At 64.2% G+C, this 19,070-nt stretch carries 18 protein-coding genes and 1 tRNA gene; 15 read left to right on the plus strand and 4 right to left on the minus strand.

Annotated elements, in window-relative coordinates; genetic code table 11:
• Window position 1 precedes the first annotated feature (1 nt).
• The 8 genes from AUL39_RS02850 (at window position 2) to AUL39_RS02885 (ending at window position 9,055) form a co-directional block, all read left to right on the plus strand.
• Complete coding sequence (locus AUL39_RS02850) at window positions 2-493, plus strand: TadE family protein (RefSeq protein ID WP_059053412.1); 492 nt, start codon at window positions 2-4, stop codon at window positions 491-493.
• Window positions 468-2,561, plus strand: a complete 2,094-nt coding sequence (locus AUL39_RS02855) for a hypothetical protein (RefSeq protein ID WP_235810731.1) — start codon at window positions 468-470, stop codon at window positions 2,559-2,561. The genes AUL39_RS02850 and AUL39_RS02855 overlap by 26 nt, the downstream gene beginning before the upstream one ends.
• Window positions 2,558-3,064: a hypothetical protein gene (locus AUL39_RS02860; protein WP_235810732.1), complete on the plus strand. Its 507-nt coding sequence runs from the start codon at window positions 2,558-2,560 to the stop codon at window positions 3,062-3,064. Before AUL39_RS02855 ends, AUL39_RS02860 begins: the two co-directional genes overlap by 4 nt.
• A gap of 53 nt (window positions 3,065-3,117) precedes the next feature.
• Window positions 3,118-3,486: a DUF192 domain-containing protein gene (locus tag AUL39_RS02865; RefSeq protein ID WP_235810733.1), complete on the plus strand. Its 369-nt coding sequence runs from the start codon at window positions 3,118-3,120 to the stop codon at window positions 3,484-3,486.
• The gene (locus tag AUL39_RS02870) at window positions 3,483-4,109 is read left to right on the plus strand and encodes an FHA domain-containing protein (RefSeq protein WP_059053420.1); all 627 of its coding nucleotides are present in this window, start codon (window positions 3,483-3,485) and stop codon (window positions 4,107-4,109) included. The genes AUL39_RS02865 and AUL39_RS02870 overlap by 4 nt, the downstream gene beginning before the upstream one ends.
• Before the next feature lie 73 nt (window positions 4,110-4,182).
• Window positions 4,183-6,192 (plus strand): DUF2207 domain-containing protein, encoded by a 2,010-nt coding sequence (locus tag AUL39_RS11185; protein ID WP_059053422.1) that lies wholly within the window; start codon window positions 4,183-4,185, stop codon window positions 6,190-6,192.
• 269 nt (window positions 6,193-6,461) lie between these two features.
• Window positions 6,462-7,667, plus strand: a complete 1,206-nt coding sequence (locus AUL39_RS02880; protein ID WP_059053424.1) for an FprA family A-type flavoprotein — start codon at window positions 6,462-6,464, stop codon at window positions 7,665-7,667.
• 497 nt (window positions 7,668-8,164) lie between these two features.
• Window positions 8,165-9,055 (plus strand): AAA family ATPase, encoded by an 891-nt coding sequence (locus AUL39_RS02885; protein ID WP_059053427.1) that lies wholly within the window; start codon window positions 8,165-8,167, stop codon window positions 9,053-9,055.
• A gap of 367 nt (window positions 9,056-9,422) precedes the next feature.
• Here the strand turns inward: AUL39_RS02885 and AUL39_RS02890 are convergent.
• The 4 genes from AUL39_RS02890 to AUL39_RS02905 all read right to left on the minus strand — a co-directional run bounded on the left by AUL39_RS02890 (window position 9,423) and on the right by AUL39_RS02905 (window position 11,505).
• Window positions 9,423-9,498 (minus strand) — tRNA-Phe (locus AUL39_RS02890).
• A 593-nt stretch (window positions 9,499-10,091) separates the two neighbouring features.
• Window positions 10,092-10,346, minus strand: coding sequence for an RDAC family protein (locus AUL39_RS02895; protein WP_059053429.1), 255 nt, complete (start codon window positions 10,344-10,346; stop codon window positions 10,092-10,094).
• Window positions 10,343-11,131 (minus strand): DNA glycosylase, encoded by a 789-nt coding sequence (locus AUL39_RS02900; RefSeq protein ID WP_059053431.1) that lies wholly within the window; start codon window positions 11,129-11,131, stop codon window positions 10,343-10,345. Before AUL39_RS02900 ends, AUL39_RS02895 begins: the two co-directional genes overlap by 4 nt.
• An 8-nt stretch (window positions 11,132-11,139) precedes the next feature.
• Window positions 11,140-11,505 carry an acylphosphatase gene (locus AUL39_RS02905; protein ID WP_082667191.1) on the minus strand — a complete coding sequence of 122 codons (366 nt, stop codon included), beginning with the start codon at window positions 11,503-11,505 and terminating at the stop codon, window positions 11,140-11,142.
• Window positions 11,506-11,651: 146 nt separating this feature from the next.
• Between AUL39_RS02905 and AUL39_RS02910 the strand changes: the two genes are divergently transcribed.
• From AUL39_RS02910 to AUL39_RS02940, 7 genes are all read left to right on the plus strand, one after another.
• Entirely contained in the window at window positions 11,652-12,599 is a 948-nt protein-coding gene (locus tag AUL39_RS02910; RefSeq protein ID WP_059053433.1) for a DegV family protein, read from the plus strand.
• 67 nt (window positions 12,600-12,666) lie between these two features.
• Window positions 12,667-14,631 (plus strand): subtype A tannase, encoded by a 1,965-nt coding sequence (locus AUL39_RS02915; RefSeq protein ID WP_059053436.1) that lies wholly within the window; start codon window positions 12,667-12,669, stop codon window positions 14,629-14,631.
• 37 nt (window positions 14,632-14,668) lie between these two features.
• Window positions 14,669-15,400, plus strand: a complete 732-nt coding sequence (locus AUL39_RS02920; protein ID WP_235810734.1) for a peptidylprolyl isomerase — start codon at window positions 14,669-14,671, stop codon at window positions 15,398-15,400.
• A 148-nt stretch (window positions 15,401-15,548) separates the two neighbouring features.
• Window positions 15,549-16,049 carry a CarD family transcriptional regulator gene (locus AUL39_RS02925; protein ID WP_059053438.1) on the plus strand — a complete coding sequence of 167 codons (501 nt, stop codon included), beginning with the start codon at window positions 15,549-15,551 and terminating at the stop codon, window positions 16,047-16,049.
• A gap of 201 nt (window positions 16,050-16,250) precedes the next feature.
• Window positions 16,251-16,547, plus strand: a complete 297-nt coding sequence (locus AUL39_RS02930) for an ACT domain-containing protein (protein ID WP_059053440.1) — start codon at window positions 16,251-16,253, stop codon at window positions 16,545-16,547.
• 74 nt (window positions 16,548-16,621) lie between these two features.
• Entirely contained in the window at window positions 16,622-18,148 is a 1,527-nt protein-coding gene (locus AUL39_RS02935) for a citrate synthase (RefSeq protein WP_082667192.1), read from the plus strand.
• Window positions 18,138-19,016 (plus strand): HAD family hydrolase, encoded by an 879-nt coding sequence (locus AUL39_RS02940; protein WP_059053442.1) that lies wholly within the window; start codon window positions 18,138-18,140, stop codon window positions 19,014-19,016. Before AUL39_RS02935 ends, AUL39_RS02940 begins: the two co-directional genes overlap by 11 nt.
• Window positions 19,017-19,070: the final 54 nt, after the last annotated feature.

Below are 19,070 nucleotides of genomic sequence, written 5' to 3' on the forward strand. Positions count from 1 at the left end.
GATGGGTCGCAGGCGGTGGTGGGTAGGCCACGTGGGCGAGGAGGGACAGGCAACGGTCGAGGCAGCCGTGCTCATTCCCACGGTGATGGTCGTGCTCGCGCTTCTCCTCCAACCGGCGATGCTCCTCTACACGCGTGCGGTCATGAGCGGGGCAGCTGCCGAGGGGGCCCGGCTTGCCACGACCGCAACGTACGACGAGGAGGTGTCTCTCGTCGACTCCTACGTGAGACGGAGGCTCAGGGCCGTGCCGGACGTCGCCTGCTTCCACGAGGGAGGAGCCGACGCTTGGAACGTTTCCGTCGAGCAGGACGGGAATCGCGTACGCGTCTGCGTTGTTGGCCATGCCCGGCCGTTACCGCTGATGGGGGTGACGGCGGGGCTGGTTGGACAGATGGATGGCGAGGGCGTGCTCCTATCGGCCAAGGTCGAGCGCAGCACGCGGGCCGAGTGGGTTGGGGGTGACTACGGTGATTGGATTGCAGCGTGGGGCTAAGGTGGCCGTATCCGGAACGGCGTCGAGGCAGGGCGGCTTGCGCCTGGGCCTCTCGCTCTTCCTGGACGACGAGGGTGGATACACCACGGTCGCCGTGGCGGTTGCCCTGCTCGTGAGCATATCGCTGGTCTTTGCGGCCGCATCCGCGGAGTGGGTGATGGCGCGCTCGTACGAGGTCCAGCCTGTGGCAGATGCCGCGGCCATGGCCGGGGCAAACTCCGTGGCAGCCTATGCCACCATTGCCAGGGTGCTCGATGCCTGCGTGCTTAGCCTGGGGCTTCTTGGCGTGACGGTCTTTGGGGCGGGGCTCGTGCTCTCGTGCGTACCGGGCGCTGCGACCTTTGGGGGAAGCGTCTGCGATGCGGGAAGGAAGGTCCTCGATGCCCGGCGGGACTTCGCGAGAAGCGCGTCGGAGGGCCTGGAGCGTCTGGAAAAGGTGCTGCCTGCGGTTGTGGTTGCAAACTCGGCCGTCTGCGTCGCGGAGAACGCGCGGGCGCAGGGCCTGCCGTATGTTGGCTGTGCCATTCCGTTTCCCACGGAGTCGCAGTCCGACTTCTCGTCTCTTGCTGCAGAGCTTTCCTCAGACGAGATGGAAAAGGATGCCGAAGAGTTACGGAACCTCGCGCGGCAGGTGGACGAGGCCAAGTCCCTGGCAGATGATGCACGCCTGCGTGGGTGGATTGCGGACTGTGGGAGCACGCCTTACTGCCTTGAAGAGCGCGCAGCCACGCTCGCCGGACTTTCTGGCGAGAAGAACCCCCACTACCCAAGCGCAGAGGGGTGGGGCTTCGGCGTTCCCCTATTGCGGGCTCGCGCATACTACGTAATTCGCCTTGCGCAGGAGAGACCGCTGAATGCATCTGTGGATGAGCTTACAAACTCTGCAGCCCGAACTGCCTTCTACGATTTTGCGCTCGCGCAGGTGCGTGTTGGGACCTATACGGAGCACGAAAACGGTTCGGTTGACATCGACCTGCCGAGCCTCCCGCACAATGCCGAGGAGACCAAAGCCTGCAGTCTCTACACCGATGACCTCTGGCCCTGTACCGGAGAGGAGGCGGGGACGGTGCTTCACTCGTCACCCGCGTGTCCGGGCGCAATTGGCTCCTCGGCGGGACGCGCGTCCCTCCAGGACCTCGATGCTGGGGCGGTCAAGAGGTGCGAAACATGCTGCATGGACCTTGCTGCCATGGGTGCGGTTGCCGCTGCGTCGACCTCAACGGACAACGGCTTCGAGCACTACTGGCGCGAGGTCGTGGCGGCATCTAAGGAGTACGAGGCCGCGCGCAACAAGCAGGCGGATGCCGAGAAGGACCTGCGCGACAAGGCAGAGGACGCGCGCGGCTCTTTCGAGCGCGCCGTGGACCAGCTCTCGGTCGTGCGGCCGCGCATCTGCCCGCCAGGAGCCTGGGGCTGCGTTGCCGTGGTCTCCAGGACGGAGGCAACAACCGTTCCCACCGAGCTCACCGCCTCGTTTCTCTCCTCGGGAGAGCTTCCCGCGGGGTCTGCGGTCTCGGCTGCGGCGCTTGCGCCGGACGAGTCGACTGCCGAGAACAACGTGCTTGCCAGCTTCTTTGACGGAGTCACGTCCCAAGGAACGGGCTCTGCGCTGGGAGGCGCCTTCGACGGCGTCTGCGAGCTCTGGGGGCGCCTGCTCGTGGGGTATGGCTCAAGGTACGATTCGGCCTCTGCCTCGGTGGGGGACTTTCTCGACAGGCTCGACAACGTGTTTGGTGGGACGGTGGGCTCGTGGCTGCGCGGCAAGATCAAGGAGACGGTCGCCGCCTGTGGCTTTGAACCCGTGGACATGAGGCTCATGAAGCCCGCGCTGGTGGGGTGGACTCGTGTGCTCGACCAATCTGGCTATGACGCGGCTGGCAAGGCGCGGCAGATGATTGAGGCACTGCCTCCTGGGACAAGCTCGTTCGACTTGGCAAAGACCCTGGGCGTCTGGGCGGCAGACTCCCTTGGCTACGGAGAGATCACTGTGGCGGAGCTCACCATTCCAGGGACGGACATCTCCATACCTCTTACCATCAGGCTTGATGACCTCTTGGAGGCATCATGAGCGGCTCTCGGGTGATGGTGGCTTGGCGCTGGTGGTGCCACAGGTGCGAAGGGATGCAATCCGGGCAGATGACCGTGGAGCTCGCTGTGCTGGTGCCCGTGGTCATTGTGGTTGCCCTGATTGTGGGGAACCTCATGGAGTTTGTCGACGCCTGCGCGGCCTTTGACCGTCTGAGCTTGGACGAGGTCATTGCCGAGGGTGTCTCTCCCGCAGGCGAGCAGAACGTGACGGCATCCGTTGCTGCGGTCGAGGATGCGATTCGCGCGGCGCTTGGCCGTGAGGGTTCCTGCGATGTCGAGGTGAGGACAGAGCGCGTCTCGGCTGGGGAAGGCGAGAGTCTGCTCTCTGTGGCGCCTCTTCTCACGCGCTACACCTGCACGTTGGTGTTTAGGCCGTGGCCCAGGGAGCTTCGGCTTCCGGGCATCACGTATTCCGCGCCGCTTGAGCTGCGGCACGAGCGGACGCTTGTCATCGATAGGTATCGTCCGGGGGTGGTGGTCTGATGAGGTGGATGTTCGTCCAAATAGAGAGCCCGGCGGTCGAGAAGGGCTCTCCCATGCTGGGGTTCAGGGTTCTCTCGTCCTGGTTCGAGCGGCTCGTGGGGCTTCTCGGCACCGGGCCATCCGCTCAGCCCGTGGTGCTCATGAGGTGCGGCTCCATCCACACGTACGGGATGGCCTATCCCATTGACGTGGCCCTTGTAGGCAGCCGCGGAGAGGTGCTTGCCTCCGAGCGTGCGCTGCCGCCATGCCGCGTCTTCTCCCACGCCGCGGCGTTCTGTGCCTTCGAGCGCCCGGCAAGTCCCTTCCCGTGGCCACTTGTGGGAGAGACACTGCGCGTGAACTCGCTCTTGTTTGAGCCAGAGAAATCGGCGCAACCGTGTGCGGCGCTCCCCGAGCCGGTGAGGGAGGTGGCTGGGTCATGAAGGAGTACGCGACCAAGGTATGCCCACGCTGCGGGGAGGAGCTCTTTGCCGACATGCACGTCTGCTACGGCTGCCTTTACGAGTTTCCGCCCGGGAGGGACGTTCCGGCACCGGCTAGTCCAGCTGTGCCCAAGACAGAGGAGACGGCTTCTGCCGCCGAGGAGCCCTTGCTGCCAGAGCTTGTGGAAGACGAGCCGTTCCTCTGGGATGTGGGGTTGCCCCCTGCCGAGATCGGCTGGGAGGACGACACGCTTGATCTCTCGGGCGTTGGTAATAAGGCAATCGCCACGGCTGCATCAAGCCCAGATACCCAGCCGTCCTCCCGTGAGGTGCTCTGCTGGGTGCGTACGCCCTCCATGGAGGTAAGGCTTCCCATACCCAATGAGGGCCTGGTCATAGGCCGTGATCAGACGTGCGACGTTGTGCTCCGCTCGCGTGCCGTGTCCCGCTCGCACGTTCGGATACTTCCCGCGCAGGATGGCGAGGAGGGCATGCGCGTCATAGACTTGGGGGCCACCAACCCCGCGATATTTTCCGGGAGGGAGGTGAGGGGAGAGGTTCTCGTCCCCCTTGGCTGGACGGTCTCCATCTGCGGAGCCTTCGCCACGCCGATGCGCGCCTAGGTATGAGTCTTGCTCTGGTATTCTGGGACCGCGATGCCACAAGGTCTTCCACAACCGTTCATTGGGGGATTCTATGAGTAACCGGCACCCCGCCGGCGTCCTTAGGCGCCGTAGGCCTGCGCTTCTCGTGCTTCCGCTCCTGGTCATGCTCTTTGCTCTTGTCCTTGGCGTCACTCCCGCACATGCGGATGACTACAGCATGGACCAGACGGACATCGACGCGACGCTGGACACGTCGGGTGGTCTTACCGTGACCGAAGTGCGAACATTCGACTTCAGCGGGGACTTCCATGGCGTCTACTGGGAGATTCCCAAGGGGGAGAACAGCTCCAACGGGCGCACGGTGAGCGTCCAAGTGCTGGATGCTGGCATTGTCGAGAACGGCAACGCCCGCTCCTTCACGGAGTCCAACTCTGGCGCCAACGAGACCTACTCCATCACAGACGAGGGTTCCTATCTGCAAATCAAGCTCTACTCTGCCCAAAGTGACACAACGGTGCAGTTCTACGTGTCCTATTTTGCCGATGGGATAGCCACGCGTTGGTCGGACACGGGCGAGCTGTACTGGAAGTTTGTCTCTGACGGCTGGGATGCCGAGTCGCAAAACGTCACCTGCACCATCCACTTGCCCGTTCCGAGCGGAGAGTCCGTGGCGGGTGGTGACAACGTGCGGGCCTGGGGCCACGGCCCCCTGGATGCGAGCCTTGCATTCGACGGAAACGACGTGGTCTATTCCGTGCCGGGCGTCGGCACCAGCGAGTATGCCGAGGCGCGCATCACTTTCCCGGCAAGCTGGATCTCCGATTGCCCAGAGACCTCGGGTACGGTGCTCAGTTCCATCTTTGCGGAGGAGCAGAAGAACGCCGATGACGCAAACGCGCGTCGCGCCGCGGCACGCGCGGCCGTGTATGGGGTCACAGGGTTCTGCCTTGCCGTTGCCGTGGCGACCATCGTTGCAACCGCCATCGCAAAGCGTCGCTACAAGGCCTCGCACACTGCGCAGTTTGACGACAAGTACTTCCGCGATGTGCCCACGGGCGACCACCCAGTTGTTCTCGCTATGCTCGCCACCGGCGAGGACCCCGGCTCCGACGGTCTCACCGCCTCGCTCATGCGCCTTACCGACGAGCACGCCGTGCAGCTTGACAAGGTCAAGGTGAGTAAGAAGAAGATGCTCGGTTCCAAGCAGTTCGACGACTACCGCGCGTCAATCGTGGGACCAATTCCCCAGGGGACCTTTGGCACGCCCGCGGAGTGCAAGTCCGCCAAGCGCGCGGATGAGGCTGCCGTGGAATTCCTCTTCCACCGCGTTGCGCGTAGGATACAGGCGCCTAACGATCTCTCGTACACCGGAAGCGAGCCTGCCCTGTACTTCTCGGCCATCAAGAAGTACGCAAAGTCCTCGCCAGAGGCGTACTCGGACGCCTACGAGTCCTGGCAGTCCTCGATCAGGGTTGAGTACCTCAAGCGCTTCGCAGGCAACGGCTCTCTCAAGGGGACGGGTCATGGGCTTGCCGTTGGGCTTAGTGCGTTCTCCATCCTTGCGGCATTCCTGGAGCTGTTCGTTGTTGGCATCATGTTCGAGGCCGACATCCTTCTCGCACTTGGCGTCACCGCGGTCTGCGGCGCAAGCGGTGGTATCTCGCTGTTCCTGCTCAGTGACAGGTTCTTCAAGGACATTAGTGTCGAGGGGGTCGAGACAAAGGCCAAGGTCCTGGCCCTCAAGCGCTGGCTCCAGGAGTTCACCCGCCTGGACGAGGCGGTGCCGAGCGACGTTATCCTCTGGAACCGCCTGCTGGTGATGGCGGTGGCGCTCGGCGTTGCGGACAAGGTCATCGAGCAACTCAAGGTTGCCATGCCGGAGCTCATCGACGATCCGGACTTTATGCCGATTTACTACTGGTACTACATCGGCCAGCCGGGTGTGGGCTCTCCCGCAGATGTCTTCAGCGGTGCTATCCACGATGCTTCTGTGGCTGCGATTGCCAACTCGGTCGACGCAAGCGGCAGCGGCGGGGGAGGCGGCTTCTCCTCTGGCGGAGGGGGCGGCTTTGGCGGTGGCGGAGGCGGCGGCGCGTTCTAGCGTCGGCAGCTGCTAAGCCGCAGCTCCGCAGCTCAAGGTTTCGCACCTATCCGGATTCTGGAACCCAACGAACGGCCCCGTCGCCGTACGACTTTGCAGTTCTCTCAGCTCCCTGGGCGCGAAACCTCGTGGAATCGAATATCATCAGAGCGGACTATTCAAGCGCTTACCAAACGCCCCGGCGTATCGAGCGGGGCGTTTGGTGTGGACATGGCAGTCGGGTGGTAAGGCGCCGCCCGTGCCGCCCGGAAGCGGGCGAAGGGAGAGCAATGTACAACGTGCGCATGATTGGCGAGGACACCTGGTGGCTGGGCGCGTCTGATCGCAGGATTCAGCTGTTCGAGAACACCTACCCCGTGCCCAACGGCATGTCCTATAACAACTACCTCATCATGGACGAGAAGACCTGCCTGCTCGATGGCGTGGATGAGTCTGTCTCGCGTCAGTTCGAGGAGAACCTCGCCCACGTTCTCGACGGCCGTCCCCTGGACTACCTGGTGATCGACCACATGGAGCCCGACCACTGCGCCGTTATCCCCGACCTTGTCCGCAGGTGGCCCAACCTCAAGCTCGTCGGCACCCCCAAGGCCTTCGACCTTGTCCGCCAGTTCCATGGCTTTGACCCCACGCCGCACGCCATCAAGGTCAAGGAGGGCGACACTCTCTCGCTTGGCCGCCACACGCTGCAGTTTGTCCTCGCCCCCATGGTCCACTGGCCGGAGGTCATGGTGAGCTACGACCAGCTCACGGGCACGCTCTTCTCGGCAGACGCCTTTGGTGCGTTTGGCGCCACCGGTGGCGCCATCTTTGCCGACGAGGTCGACTGGGAGCGCGACTGGGCGGACGAGGCGCGCCGCTACTACACCAACATCGTGGGCAAGTACGGCATGCAGGTGACGTCGCTGCTCAAGAAGGCCTCCAAGCTGGACATCAAGGAGATTGCGCCGCTGCACGCGCACATCTGGCGCCGCGACTTCGACCAGATTCTCTCCCGCTACCAGAAGTGGGCCGCCTACGAGCCCGAGGACAAGTCCGTTGCCATCTTCTACGGCTCCATCTACGGCGGAACCGCCAACGCGGCAGACATCCTCTCGACCAAGCTTGCCGAGGCGGGCGTGCACGACGTCCGCGTCTACGACGTCTCCAAGACCCCCGTCTCCGAGATGCTCTCGCAGTCCTTCCGCTCGCCGGTGCTGGTCTTCGCCTCTGCCACGTACAACATGGGCATCTTCGACGGAATGCGCGAGCTTCTCGAGGACCTCAACGCCCACGCGATGAAGAACCGCACCGTAGGCGTCATCTACAACGGCTCGTGGGCACCGCAGGCGGGCTCGCTCATGCTCGACGCCATCCAGCGCATGAAGGGCATGGAGGTGCTCGACGCCGAGGTGCACGTGACTTCCGCGGTGGACGAGGGCGCGCTCGAGCAGATCGATGCCCTTTCCGCTGCCATCGTGGCGAAGCTCGCGGAGTAGGGAAGACGGCCAGTTCCAAGTTTGCCACCGGACGACAACGTTGCGGCCCGCGGCGCCTGTGCGCTGCGGGTCGTTTTGGTGAGAAGAACGTGGGGCCATCCTTGCGGGCACTACTTGTCTCCACCGAACGTTATGAAGAGTCCCGTGAAGAACTTGGGCCCCCCTCTTGTTGGGCTTGCGCTCGACGGGAGGCCTCTCGGGCTTCTTGTACTTTGCGTTCTTGGCTTCGGCTAGCTCGCGCGCGACGTTCTCCTGGACCTCCTGCCAGCGCTTCTCGGCCTTGGCCTTTGCCTCGGGGGACTCGTCGTAGACGTAGTGAAGTAGAGAGTCCATGACCTCCTTACGTCCTTCATCTCCCGGGAGAAGTCTGCGCATCTTTCCGACCCGCTCAAGTTGCTTCTCGAGCTCCTCCTCGCCCTCCTGTGCGTAGTCGTGCTCCTCGACGGAGAGGACGTGCCAGGAACCGTCCGATTACCGACCTCAAGTTCAGGAAGCGCATGCGATTGATATGGCGTGCGCGGGGCATCCCGCGCGAGGCGCAGGCCCGCTTCATGTGGGAGCCGAGAAAGGACGCCGTGAGGACCGCGAGGGAAGCGAGGTGCATCGTCAACGACCTGCTGGGGAGGGTCAGGCCGGGCGACTTCGTGATTATCGACTGCCTATACATGCTGCTGCACGGCGGCGACGAGAACTCCGCGCAGACCTTGCAGCCGATGGTCATGGAGTTCGACCGCCTACTCACGGAGGGCGGATGCTCCGGCGTGCTGCTGGTCCATCATCAGGCTAAGGGCGCTAGCGGGCAGAAGGCCGTAATCGACCGTGGCGCGGGGTCCGGCGTCGTGTCGCGGTTCGTCGACAACGTGTTCTCGCTCGATTACCTGGACGCGGACGAGGAGGACGAGTTCATCCGCCAGGCCGGGGAGCAGAAGCTCCGCCCGCGCCGCCTGTCGTGCGTCATGCGCAACGCGGAGGAGGACGAGAGCGTGGACTTCCTGTTCGGCGGGCCGCGCCTGGTGACGGACGCGGGCGGAGACCTGTCCCGCTACTACGTCAGCGGAAGCCCACAGGCGAACGGCGCTCACAGCGCACGGGGCAACCGGGAGCGCGCCGAGCAGGATTGGGCGGCGAAAGCCGAGCTGGTGGGCGCGGCGCTAGAGGAGGCCGCGCGGGAGGGCGCGTCGCCCACGCCCGAGTACGTGTCCGCCTACTACCAGGCCCACCACGGCGAGCACGGGCTGGGCAAGAAGGCGGGGCTGGGGACCATCCGCAACTGGCTCAAGCCTGGCTGCGTGAGCCTCCCGTTCCACACGGAGGGGGGCGTGGTCGTTCCGGACGAGTCCGGGGGCGAGGGGCAGCAGGAGGCGGCGCACGAACGAGCACCCCTATAGGGGCTACCGTTCGTGCGTGCGTCCCGCCCGACGAACGTACGAACAGACTCTCTTTAGCGCCGGTCGTTCGTTCGTGCGCGCGAGCCGGGGGAGGCGCGCCGCGTGTGGGATGCCACGCCCCGAGGCCCCAAACCCCCTCGCCGCTCGAACCGCCCCGACCGGCGCACAGGCCCCGGATTCCGAGCGACGGCGCATTATTTTTTTCTGTGGGAGGGCATGCCGCCATGACGAGGAGGCGCGCCCCGGAGTGGCTAAGGCCGGGTGGATTGCAGGATTTGGTGTACATCTTGGTGTACAGCGTGGTGTACATGAGGCTCGAAACAAGAAGCCCGCCTACCGTTTTCGCAGGTAGGCGGGCCTTTTTTACTGGTGGCGGGGAAGGGAGTCGAACCCCTGACACGGGGATTTTCAGTCCCCTGCTCTACCAACTGAGCTACCCAGCCAAAGGCTTGCTCTTGCAAGCTCGTTTACTATACCAAACCGTACGGAAACGTCAACGAGAATCTTTGCAATGCCGAGAAAATCACCGTGTGGAGTCGCGTTAGAAGGCAAAGCGTTGGTGGCATTGAAGGTCTGCGCTGCTTCTAGGTTGCATCGAACTGCTCCTCGTTGCACTAAATTCCTTGCGATTGCGCCGAACTGCGCCTCGTTACATGTCTTATTCGCGACCGGGGCCGCCCTCGGAAGTGGTTGCGCATTTGATTTGCTATTCTACCTGGGCGTTCGCGGCATCCTCGGACTGCCGCTAACTGGGGTGTGCCCGAATCCGTGTGTAACGAAGGACAGTTCGGTGCACGAGAACCCAGAAATGTGTAACGAGGGCGAGTTCGATGCGACTTTATTGCCCCGCCACGCTCCCGTCTGGCATTGCGGACCAGAAGAGTAACAGTTAACCTGCGAGGCCAGGCACGGTTGGGTTACAAAGTGCTCAGATACCACGGCGCTGCACCCGGCATGTGCGGCGAGGAGACGCCGCCCTGCTCCCACTCCCGCTTCCGCAAGCCGTAGGCCGGTATTTCTGAGACTCCGTTGGCCCCTACGCTAGGCGGAAGGACTTCCCATCCTCGTCGAACGCCACGGGCTTCGACCTTCCGGCAAAGTACGAGCTCACGACCTCGCGCGCCGCCGCCAGCACGGCGTCATCGTCCTTCTCGGCAACCGCCTCGCGGCTCACCTCCACCCACAGCGACTGCCCGCCGCAGGCGTCGCGCAGGCGCACACGCGCTGGCACCCCGGCGTTGAGCAGGGTCTCGTTCACATCGGCAATCTCAAGGATGTTGACGACCTTCATTTCCCACGCCCCTTCTCGCGCATCCACGCGAAGACAAACTGCTGCTGGATTCCGCCCCACCGCGAGTCCCACGTTACGTGGTGTTCGCGCTCCGCCCGCTTGATCCAGGTATCGCGCGGCACCGCCTCGAGGTACCCCAGCCCAAAGAGGCAGATGCAGCTTGCAACCTTGGGGCCAATGCCTGGGCTCTCCTCGAGCTCGGCCATGGACTCCTCAAGCGAGGTGTCCCACCGGTCAATCCGCGTGGGGTGCCAAGCCTGCGCCCGCGCCGCAAGCGCCTCGAGATAGGGCCTCCTGTAACCCAGCTTGAGCCCTTCAATAAACGCCTCGTTGCCGAGAAGTGCCGACAGCCGGCCTGGCCCCGGTACGCATCCTCCGCCGGCGTCGAGCAGCGCGTCCATCGTCCGCTGGATGCGCACGATGTTCGAATTCTGCGACACCACAAAGCTCACGGCCGTGTCCCACCAGTCCTGCGCGAGCACGCGAATCCCGGCGCCCACCTCCATGACCTCGGCTGGCATGGCAAGCTCGTCCAGAATCTTCTGGTAGTCCACATCCAGGGCCAAGTAGTGGCGCCAATAGGCAAGCTCGTCGGCGTTGACGTCGCTTCCGTCCGCGCGCCGTACGAAGACAACGCCCTTCTCGGCATCGCCCTCCTGCGAGAGCAGACACCGCCTTTCTCCGCTGGCCACGAGCCATCCGTCCTCGGTGCGCCGCCACGTAAACACCTGGCCCGACGCGGCTATGGCGTCAAGCGAGAAGAGCGTTGTTGCAATCGCTGCCATGCGGCCGCCTAGAAGCGCACGGAGAACTCGGCCTCGTCCGGCACGGGCGGGATGTCCTCCTTGGAATCGATGGTGTAGCTGATGGGGAAGCGCCGGTAGCTCTCGAGCAGCCGCGTGAAGAACGTGGCCACGGCCTCGCTTGGACCCTGGAGCTCCATGCTTACCGAGCCGTCGGGCTCGTTTCTCACCCAGCCGGTAAGCCCCAGGTCAAAGGCCACGCGCTGGCTGGTCCACCTAAAGCCCACGCCCTGGACCTGCCCCACGAAGCGCACGTGGATCCGCCGCGTGTCGCCGCCCGCAGCCGCGCCGCCCGCAGCCGCGCCGCCCGCAGCCGCGCCGTTTTCGACCTCGTTCCTGTTCCTTCTTGCGAACATAGCGTCTCCCTCGAGTGCCTGCCCATTGCCCTCACGAGCCCGCCCGCAAGCTCTCCGTTTATCGTGGTTGTTGCCTGTGCAAACGACCCCACGCGCGGGTACGCTTACAATACTACCCGGACAACTAGGGCGACCGAGGAGACCACATGGCGACCAAGTGCAACATCATGACGGACTCGTGCTGCGACTTTTCCCCCGAGGAGGTCGAGCAGGCGGGCATTACGTGCCTCTCGTTCACCTATACCGAGGCAAGCAAGCCCGACGGCGGTCTCTCCGGCGTCGACGACCTCTTCCAGTCCCGCTCGGCCCACGACTTCTACTCCGCCATCGAGAACGGCGCCTGCCCCATGACCTCGCAGCCCTCCCAGATGGTCTACGAGGAGGCGTTCGAGAAGGCCATTGCCTCCGGCATCCCCACGGTTCACTTTGCCCTCTCGAGCGGCATCTCCGGTGCGTACAACGGTGCCGTGACGGCGCTTGACCGCGTGCGCGAGAAGCACGGCGGCACGCTTCCCACGCCCATCTACGTGGTCGACTGCCTCATAGGATCCACCACGCAGAACCTCTTCATCCACGCTGCCATCGAGAAGCGCGACCAGGGCGTTACGGCCGAGGAGCTGGTTGCCTGGGCCGAGGACGCCCGCTTCCACGTCCACACCATCTTCATGGTGGACAACCTCGACGCGCTCCACCGCGGCGGCCGCATTCCCAAGTCCGTCGCCGTGGTTGGCGGCCTTCTCGACGTGAAGCCGCTTCTCACCTTTAACCTCGACGGCTCGCTGGCAATCATGGGCATGGCGCGCGGCCGCCGGAAGGCAATGCGCAAGATGGCGGAGTTCTACGAGGACTTCCACGACTCTGCCTACGAGGGCCACGTGGTGGCCATTGGAGACGCGGACTGCGTGGCCGACGGCGACTCGCTTGCCCGCATGCTCAAGCCCACCGAGCACGAGCTCAAGGTCTACCGCTCGAGCATTGGCCCCACCATCGGCTGCCACGTGGGACCCGGCATGTACTCTTGCTGCTTCTGGGGGCCGGATCGCCGTGACGACAAGTACAACGATGCCAAGAACAAGGGCAAGGCGGCCAAGTAGGCGCCGTGCCTCTCGCTAACGTTTGCCGGGCCGCACCGCGGCCCGTTACCATTTTAGGGGGTCTGCGATGAGCTGGACACGTAGGGAATTCCTCGAGCTTGCATCGGCTGGTGCCGCAAGCATGGGCCTTGCCGCCTGCAGCGCGCCCGCGCGACAGCAGACCGACAATACCTCCGATCAGCCCGCAGAGACCACCACGCAGCCCACCGAAAACGTGGATCTTGGCGAGTTCAAGAGCCTGACGCTCGACACCAACGCCTGGAAGTACGACGCCGACAACGACGTCTACTACCAGCTGGGCCTTACCTACTGCCTGAAGCCCGCCACGACGGCCTACGAGTCCCTGGCGGTCTTTGTCCCCGGCAAGTTCTTCACGGCTGAGAAGAAAGGCGACACCTACTCCTGCACGGTGAACGAGAAGGCCGTGGTGGGCGGCTTCACGCCGTCCACGGCGCCCGTCCTTCTGCCCATCAACAGCGGCACGCTCTCACCGCAGGCGAGCCCCACGAAGTACGGCTACGACGGCCTGGGCACCTTCCTCGATGCTGGCTGCGTCTACGTGTACGCAGGCTTCCGCGGCAGGAGCGCTGGCTATGACTCCTCGACCGGCTCCACCGACCTCTACCCTGGTGGCGCTCCCTGGCCCGTGGTCGACCTCAAGGCGGCCATTCGCTACCTCCGCTACAACAAGGACGCGCTTCCCTGCGACACCTCGAGGGTCTTCTCGTTTGGTTTCTCTGCGGGTGGCGGCGTGAGCGCGCTGCTCGGCTCTGCTGGAGATGCCGAGATCTATAAGCCCTATCTGGACTCCATTGGCGCCATCACGCACGATGCCGAGGGCAACGCCGTCTCGGACGCCGTCTTTGGCAGCGCGTCGTGGTGCCCCGTCACCTCCTTCGACACCGCCGACGCGTCCTACGAGTGGATGATGGGGCAGTTCTCGACGGCTGGAAATCGCGCGGATGGCACGTGGACGGCCTCGCTCTCGCAGGGCTTGGCCACAGACTACGCGAGCTACATCAATGCGATGGACTTGCGCGACTCCGATGACTCCCAGCTCACGCTCGACGAGTCCGAAGGCAGCGTCTACACGCTTGGCTCCTACGCAAGCCAGCTCCTCTCGATTCTCGACGAGTCTGCCACCAACTTTGTCGCCGACACCACGTTCCCGTACACGTACACGCCTCAGCACATGGACGACCCAAGCTTCCCCGGTGACCCAAACCTTGCGACCAACCGCGCGACCGAGGCTGCCGTGGCTGCTGCCAAGCAGGAGGCGCAGTCCTCTGCTGCTGCGGACGCCCAGGGAGACGGCACGAGCACGGATGCCACGGGTTCGGCTGACGCTGCCGCAACGACCACCACGACGCTCCCCACGGGCACCACACAGGTGCAGTCCACCATCTATGACACCGTGCAGAACTACTTCGCGGCGCTCAACTCCGACTACTGGTGGATCAACTACAACGTGAGTCGCCAGACGGTCTCCATCTCGAGCCTGCGTGACTTCTCGACGCACCTGCGTCCCGCCGAGCTCTCGGTTCCCGCCTTTGATGCTGCCGATCGTTCCACGAAGACCAACCAGCTCTTTGGCATTGGCGAGGAGAGCACCCTGCACTTTGACGAGACGGTTGGCAATCGTGTGGCGGCAAACGCCGACGCCTATGCCTCGCTTGAGGGCTGGGACGAGTCCTACGCCACGGCATGGCAGGACGACCTCGAGAAGACCGACTCTCTCGACACCGACATCCCCACGCGCGTCTCCATGGTCAACCCGCTCTACTTCCTGAGCGGTACCTACGGCGGCTATGGCACTGGTTCTGTGGCACCGCACTGGCGCGTGAACGAGGGCGTTTTTGACACTTCGACCTCGCTCGCCACCTCGGCCAACCTGGTGCTGGCGCTGCGCCACTTCAGCGGCGTCGAGGACGTCGCCTACGAACCCGTGTGGGGCCAGGGCCACGTGATGGCGGAGCGCTCGGGCACCGCGAGCGACAACCTCCTCTCCTGGATCGCCTCCTGCTGCGAATGAGACAAAGGGACAGTCCCTTTGTCTCATGGAGTGGAATATGACTGACGAGAACAACGTACGTACGGCATACGCGGCCATCACAAGGCGCGGCTTCATGGGCCTGGCGCTTGCTGCGGCGTCCTTCTCGCTTGCCGCCTGCGGAGCCTCATCCAGCGCGAGCGGAGAGGGGAGCGCAAGCACCTCCTCGTCCTCCTCGGACACGTCGTCTGACTCCTCGACGATCAGCGATGCTACGGACACCAGTGACCAGCCCACGGGCCCCTACGCCTCGGGCGTCCACCATGCTACCATCGAGGTCACGGACTACGGCACCATCTCGGTTGCCTTGAACGCCAACGTCGCCCCTATCACCGTGTCCAACTTTGCCGACTTGGTCGAGCAGGGCTTCTACAACGGGCTCACCTTCCACCGCGTGGTGAAGGACTTCATGATTCAGGGCGGTGACCCCAACGGCGACGGCACCGGCGGCTCCGACACCACCATCAAGGGCGAGTTCTCGGCCAACGGGGTGAAGAACGACATTGCCCACGTGCGCGGCACCATCTCGATGGCACGCTCGTCGGACTACAACTCGGCCAGCTCGCAGTTCTTCATCGTCCAGAAGACGGCGGCCTCGCTCAACGGCCGGTACGCCGCCTTTGGCAACGTGACGGACGGCATGGACGTGGTCGATGCCATCGTGGACGCAACGGCCGACAAGGGCGATTCCAACGGGATCCTCCCCAAGGAGGACCAGCCCGTCATTGCCTCCATCACGATGGTCGACTAGGGATGGGCACGCCCTGCACTCCTCGCCACAACGAAATAAACCAAACAAGATAGTGTGCTTTGCCGCAATAGGCAAGGGCATATATCCAAACGGTATAGAAAACGACGTTATCGTGCTAATATCATATGCATGAGAAAGGAGTTTTCGCATGTATGAGATTGGTGAGTACGTTGTCCATCCCGGCCAGGGCGTGTGCCGCGTTGAGGATGTGACAGATGGTCCCACCCCTTGCTACCAGCTCATGCCTGTTGGGGAGCGCCATCCCATGCGCATCAGCTATCCCGTCTCCAGTGAGTCTCGCCTGCGCCCGGTTCTCTCGGCGGAGGAAGCTCGTGCCATCATTGACGAGTACCCCACCATGGAGGTGGAGTCCTACTCCGAGCACAGTGGAACCCTGGAGGAACAGCACTTCAAGGACGAGATTCGCCGTGGTAGCTGCCAGGACTCCGTACGCATCGTAAAAACCTTCCGCGAGCGCATCGACGAGGTCAAGGCCCGCAACAAGAAGCCGCCCGTTGCCTTTGACCGCATCCTCAAGCTGGCGACGGCCCGTTCGCTCCAGGAGCTCTCCGTTGCGCTTGATACCACGCCCGAGGACGTCCAGGCGCTCTTCGAGGGCGCGCTTGATGCCGCTGACGAGGAGAACTAGCTAGCACGTTTCCAGGCACTTTTCGCATGCAAAGCCGGCCGCCACGCGCGGCCGGCTTTCTTGTCGAAGGCGTTATGCTCACAGCATGCGCCCGACACATTCTTTCCGCTGCGTTGCCATTCTCGCCAAAGCGTGGGCAAAGCGCTCACCTTGGGTAGAATTGGTCTCACTCAACCTTATGGCCTCGACCAAGGAGGATCCGTGCCTACCGCAGACGAGACAGACCAGAACCGTGCAATCATCACCGTCCTGGGAGAAGACCGCCCGGGCATCGTTGCAGCAGTGTCCACGGAGCTCTCTGAGCGTTCCGCCAACATCCTCGACATCTCGCAGACCATCCTCCAGGGCACGTTCACGATGACCATGCTCGTGGACCTGGCACAGGTCAAGACAGACTTCTCCGAGCTCAAGGGTGCCCTCGACGCGCTCTCGGAGCGCCTGGGCGTCCAGATTCGCATCCAGCGTGAGGAAGTCTTCCGCTACATGTACCGCCTGTAGCTCCTCCCAGCGCAAGCTAACGGTCTTCGGCGCGTCCGTCTCGCGGTGCGGGACGGCGAGAAAGGTGTTAGGCCATGCCCCTCTTCAAGTCAAACCGCAGCAGGAACGAGGTCTTTGGGCCCATCCTCTCGACGCTCGACACCTCCGCCATGACGCACGTGGCGGATGCCTACCCCATGCCGTCCCAGGCCCTGGGCCGTCCCGCCGTCTCCGATGGCCTCTATGACGGCTACAAGGACGCCGACGTCCTGGACGGCGACCTCTACAGCCGTTACGACGTGAAGCGCGGCCTGCGCAACGCCGATGGCTCCGGCGTGCTCGTGGGTCTCACTACCATCTCGAACGTCCACGGCTACACCAAGGAGAACGGCGTGGTCGTGCCCGACAAGGGCGACCTCATCCTTCGTGGCTACCACATTGATGACCTGGTGGCAGGACCGCAGCGCGAGGACCGCTTTGGCTACGAGGAGGTGGCCTACCTCGTGATCACCGGGCACCTGCCCACTACCGCCGAGCTGGACGATTTCCGCGCTCGCATCGACTCGCGCAGGCAGCTGCCCGACGGCTACCTCTCGATCTTCCCCCGCACCACGTACAGCCACTCGATCATGAATGTGCTGCAGCGCGCCACGCTCCTGCTGTACGCCTTCGACCCCACGCCGGACGACACCTCGCCCGAGCACGAGATTGACGTGGCCCTCTCGCTCCTTGGCCGCTGGCCGCGCACGGCAGCTGTGGCCCATGCCGCAAGCGTGGCGGCCATGAACGAGGACCGCCTGGTGGTGCCGCCCGCGCGCGAGGGCTTCTCGATGGCCGAGACGGTGCTCGACGTGCTTCGCGGTGACGAGGGCTTCACGCACGACGAGGCCATGATGCTCGATGTGATGCTCATGCTCCACGTGGAGCATGGCGGCGGCAACAACTCCACCTTCACCACGCGCGTGCTCTCGTCCTCGGGGACCGATGCCTACTCTGCCTACGCGGCGGCACTGGGCTCCCTCAAGGGCCCCAAGCACGGCGGCGCCAACTTCAAGGTTGGCCAGATGATCGACGACATTGGCTCCCATGTGGCCGACTGGACCAACGACGACGAGGTGGCGGGCTATCTCGAGAAGATTGTCCGCGGCGAGGCCTTTGACAAGACCGGCCTCATCTACGGCCTTGGTCACGCCGTCTACACGCTCTCCGACCCCCGCGCGCAGCTGGTCAAGCGCTATGCGCGCAAGCTGGCGCACCAGAAGGGTGCCGAGGACAAGCTCGACCTCATCGAGAGCATCGAGCGCCTGGGGCCCGAGGTCATGCGCAACGTCAAGGGCACCAAGAAGCCCATCTGCGCCAACATCGACATGTACACGGGCTTTGTCTACTCCATGCTCGGCGTGCCCAAGGACCTCTACACGCCCATCTTTGCCATGGCGCGCGTCGCCGGCTGGGCGGCGCACCGCATGGAGGAGCTCTACGGCGCGGGCCGCATCATCAGGCCGGCATATCGCTCTGTCTTCGACATGCGCGAGTACGTGCCGCTTGAGGAGCGCGATGACGCCGCGGACGAGAAGGGCGCCGCAGGTGAGAAGGACGCTGGCGTGACAGATGGGCAGTAGCTCTCGCACTGATGCGCAGGGCGCCCCCGTGCGCCCGCGCATCGTCTTCTCGGACATGGACGACACCTTCCTTGCACCTGACAAGTCGCTGCTGCCGCGCAACATGGCTATGCTCGATCGCCTGGCCGAGGAAGGCATCGAGTTTGTGCCCTGCACGGGACGCGCGTGGCACGCGATTCCGCCCGAGGTCCGCCGCCATCCGGCGACGCACTACGGCGTGCCTTCGGACGGCTCCGTGGTGATCGATGCCGCGTCCGAGAAGGTCCTTCTCGACCAGAGCCTGGGCGCACGGCGCGCGCTGGCACTGCTCTCGCGCGTGGGCGGGCTTCTCGACCGCATGACCTTCGAGGTGTTTGCCGACGGCCGCGTGCTTACCAACGGGGCGAGCTGGGAGCTTATCGGGCAGCTGGGGCTGTCCGCGGCCCAGACTGCGTACATGCAGGCGTCGCGCACGCTGGTGGACAAGCCACTCGAGCAGGTGATCCTCGACGCTCGCACGGTCGAGCGCGTAGGCATGTGCTGGGGCGTTGGCGCTGGCGCGCGCGAGGTCGCCTGTGCTGCGCGCTTGGCCGTGGAGGAGGACCCCACGCTGCGGCACACGGGTTCCTACGGGAGCGCCATCGAAGTGGTGGACGCGCGGGCGTCGAAGGGCTCCGCGCTGGCGTGGCTCTGCGACAGGCTTGGCATTGCGCGCGAGCAGAGCGTGGCGTTTGGCGACTCACCCAACGACCTTGAGATGATTCGCGCTGCGGGCGACGGCGTGGCCGTGGGTAACGCGTGCGAGGCGCTGCTCGCCGAGGCGGACCACGTGACGGCGACCAACGCCGAGAGCGGCTTCGCGACGTACCTGGAGGCACTTCTCGGGTAGGGAGTAGGGTTGTCGGCGCCCGAAGGCGCGCTTTGGCAGCAAGCCTGTACGGAG

The organism is Tractidigestivibacter scatoligenes, from assembly GCF_001494635.1.
Taxonomy (GTDB): domain Bacteria; phylum Actinomycetota; class Coriobacteriia; order Coriobacteriales; family Atopobiaceae; genus Tractidigestivibacter; species Tractidigestivibacter scatoligenes.

What these genes read in the sequence shown, in the direction of transcription:
- AUL39_RS02850 (WP_059053412.1), top strand. Translation starts at nt 2, where the DNA reads ATGGGTCGCAGGCGGTGGTGGGTAGGCCACGTGGGCGAGGAGGGACAG.
- AUL39_RS02860 (WP_235810732.1), top strand. Translation starts at nt 2,558, where the DNA reads ATGAGCGGCTCTCGGGTGATGGTGGCTTGGCGCTGGTGGTGCCACAGG.
- AUL39_RS02865 (WP_235810733.1), top strand. Translation starts at nt 3,118, where the DNA reads ATGCTGGGGTTCAGGGTTCTCTCGTCCTGGTTCGAGCGGCTCGTGGGG.
- AUL39_RS02870 (WP_059053420.1), top strand. Translation starts at nt 3,483, where the DNA reads ATGAAGGAGTACGCGACCAAGGTATGCCCACGCTGCGGGGAGGAGCTC.
- AUL39_RS11185 (WP_059053422.1), top strand. Translation starts at nt 4,183, where the DNA reads ATGAGTAACCGGCACCCCGCCGGCGTCCTTAGGCGCCGTAGGCCTGCG.
- AUL39_RS02880 (WP_059053424.1), top strand. Translation starts at nt 6,462, where the DNA reads ATGTACAACGTGCGCATGATTGGCGAGGACACCTGGTGGCTGGGCGCG.
- AUL39_RS02885 (WP_059053427.1), top strand. Translation starts at nt 8,165, where the DNA reads ATGCGATTGATATGGCGTGCGCGGGGCATCCCGCGCGAGGCGCAGGCC.
- AUL39_RS02895 (WP_059053429.1), bottom strand. Translation starts at nt 10,346, where the DNA reads ATGAAGGTCGTCAACATCCTTGAGATTGCCGATGTGAACGAGACCCTG.
- AUL39_RS02900 (WP_059053431.1), bottom strand. Translation starts at nt 11,131, where the DNA reads ATGGCAGCGATTGCAACAACGCTCTTCTCGCTTGACGCCATAGCCGCG.
- AUL39_RS02905 (WP_082667191.1), bottom strand. Translation starts at nt 11,505, where the DNA reads ATGTTCGCAAGAAGGAACAGGAACGAGGTCGAAAACGGCGCGGCTGCG.
- AUL39_RS02910 (WP_059053433.1), top strand. Translation starts at nt 11,652, where the DNA reads ATGGCGACCAAGTGCAACATCATGACGGACTCGTGCTGCGACTTTTCC.
- AUL39_RS02915 (WP_059053436.1), top strand. Translation starts at nt 12,667, where the DNA reads ATGAGCTGGACACGTAGGGAATTCCTCGAGCTTGCATCGGCTGGTGCC.
- AUL39_RS02920 (WP_235810734.1), top strand. Translation starts at nt 14,669, where the DNA reads ATGACTGACGAGAACAACGTACGTACGGCATACGCGGCCATCACAAGG.
- AUL39_RS02925 (WP_059053438.1), top strand. Translation starts at nt 15,549, where the DNA reads ATGTATGAGATTGGTGAGTACGTTGTCCATCCCGGCCAGGGCGTGTGC.
- AUL39_RS02935 (WP_082667192.1), top strand. Translation starts at nt 16,622, where the DNA reads ATGCCCCTCTTCAAGTCAAACCGCAGCAGGAACGAGGTCTTTGGGCCC.
- AUL39_RS02940 (WP_059053442.1), top strand. Translation starts at nt 18,138, where the DNA reads ATGGGCAGTAGCTCTCGCACTGATGCGCAGGGCGCCCCCGTGCGCCCG.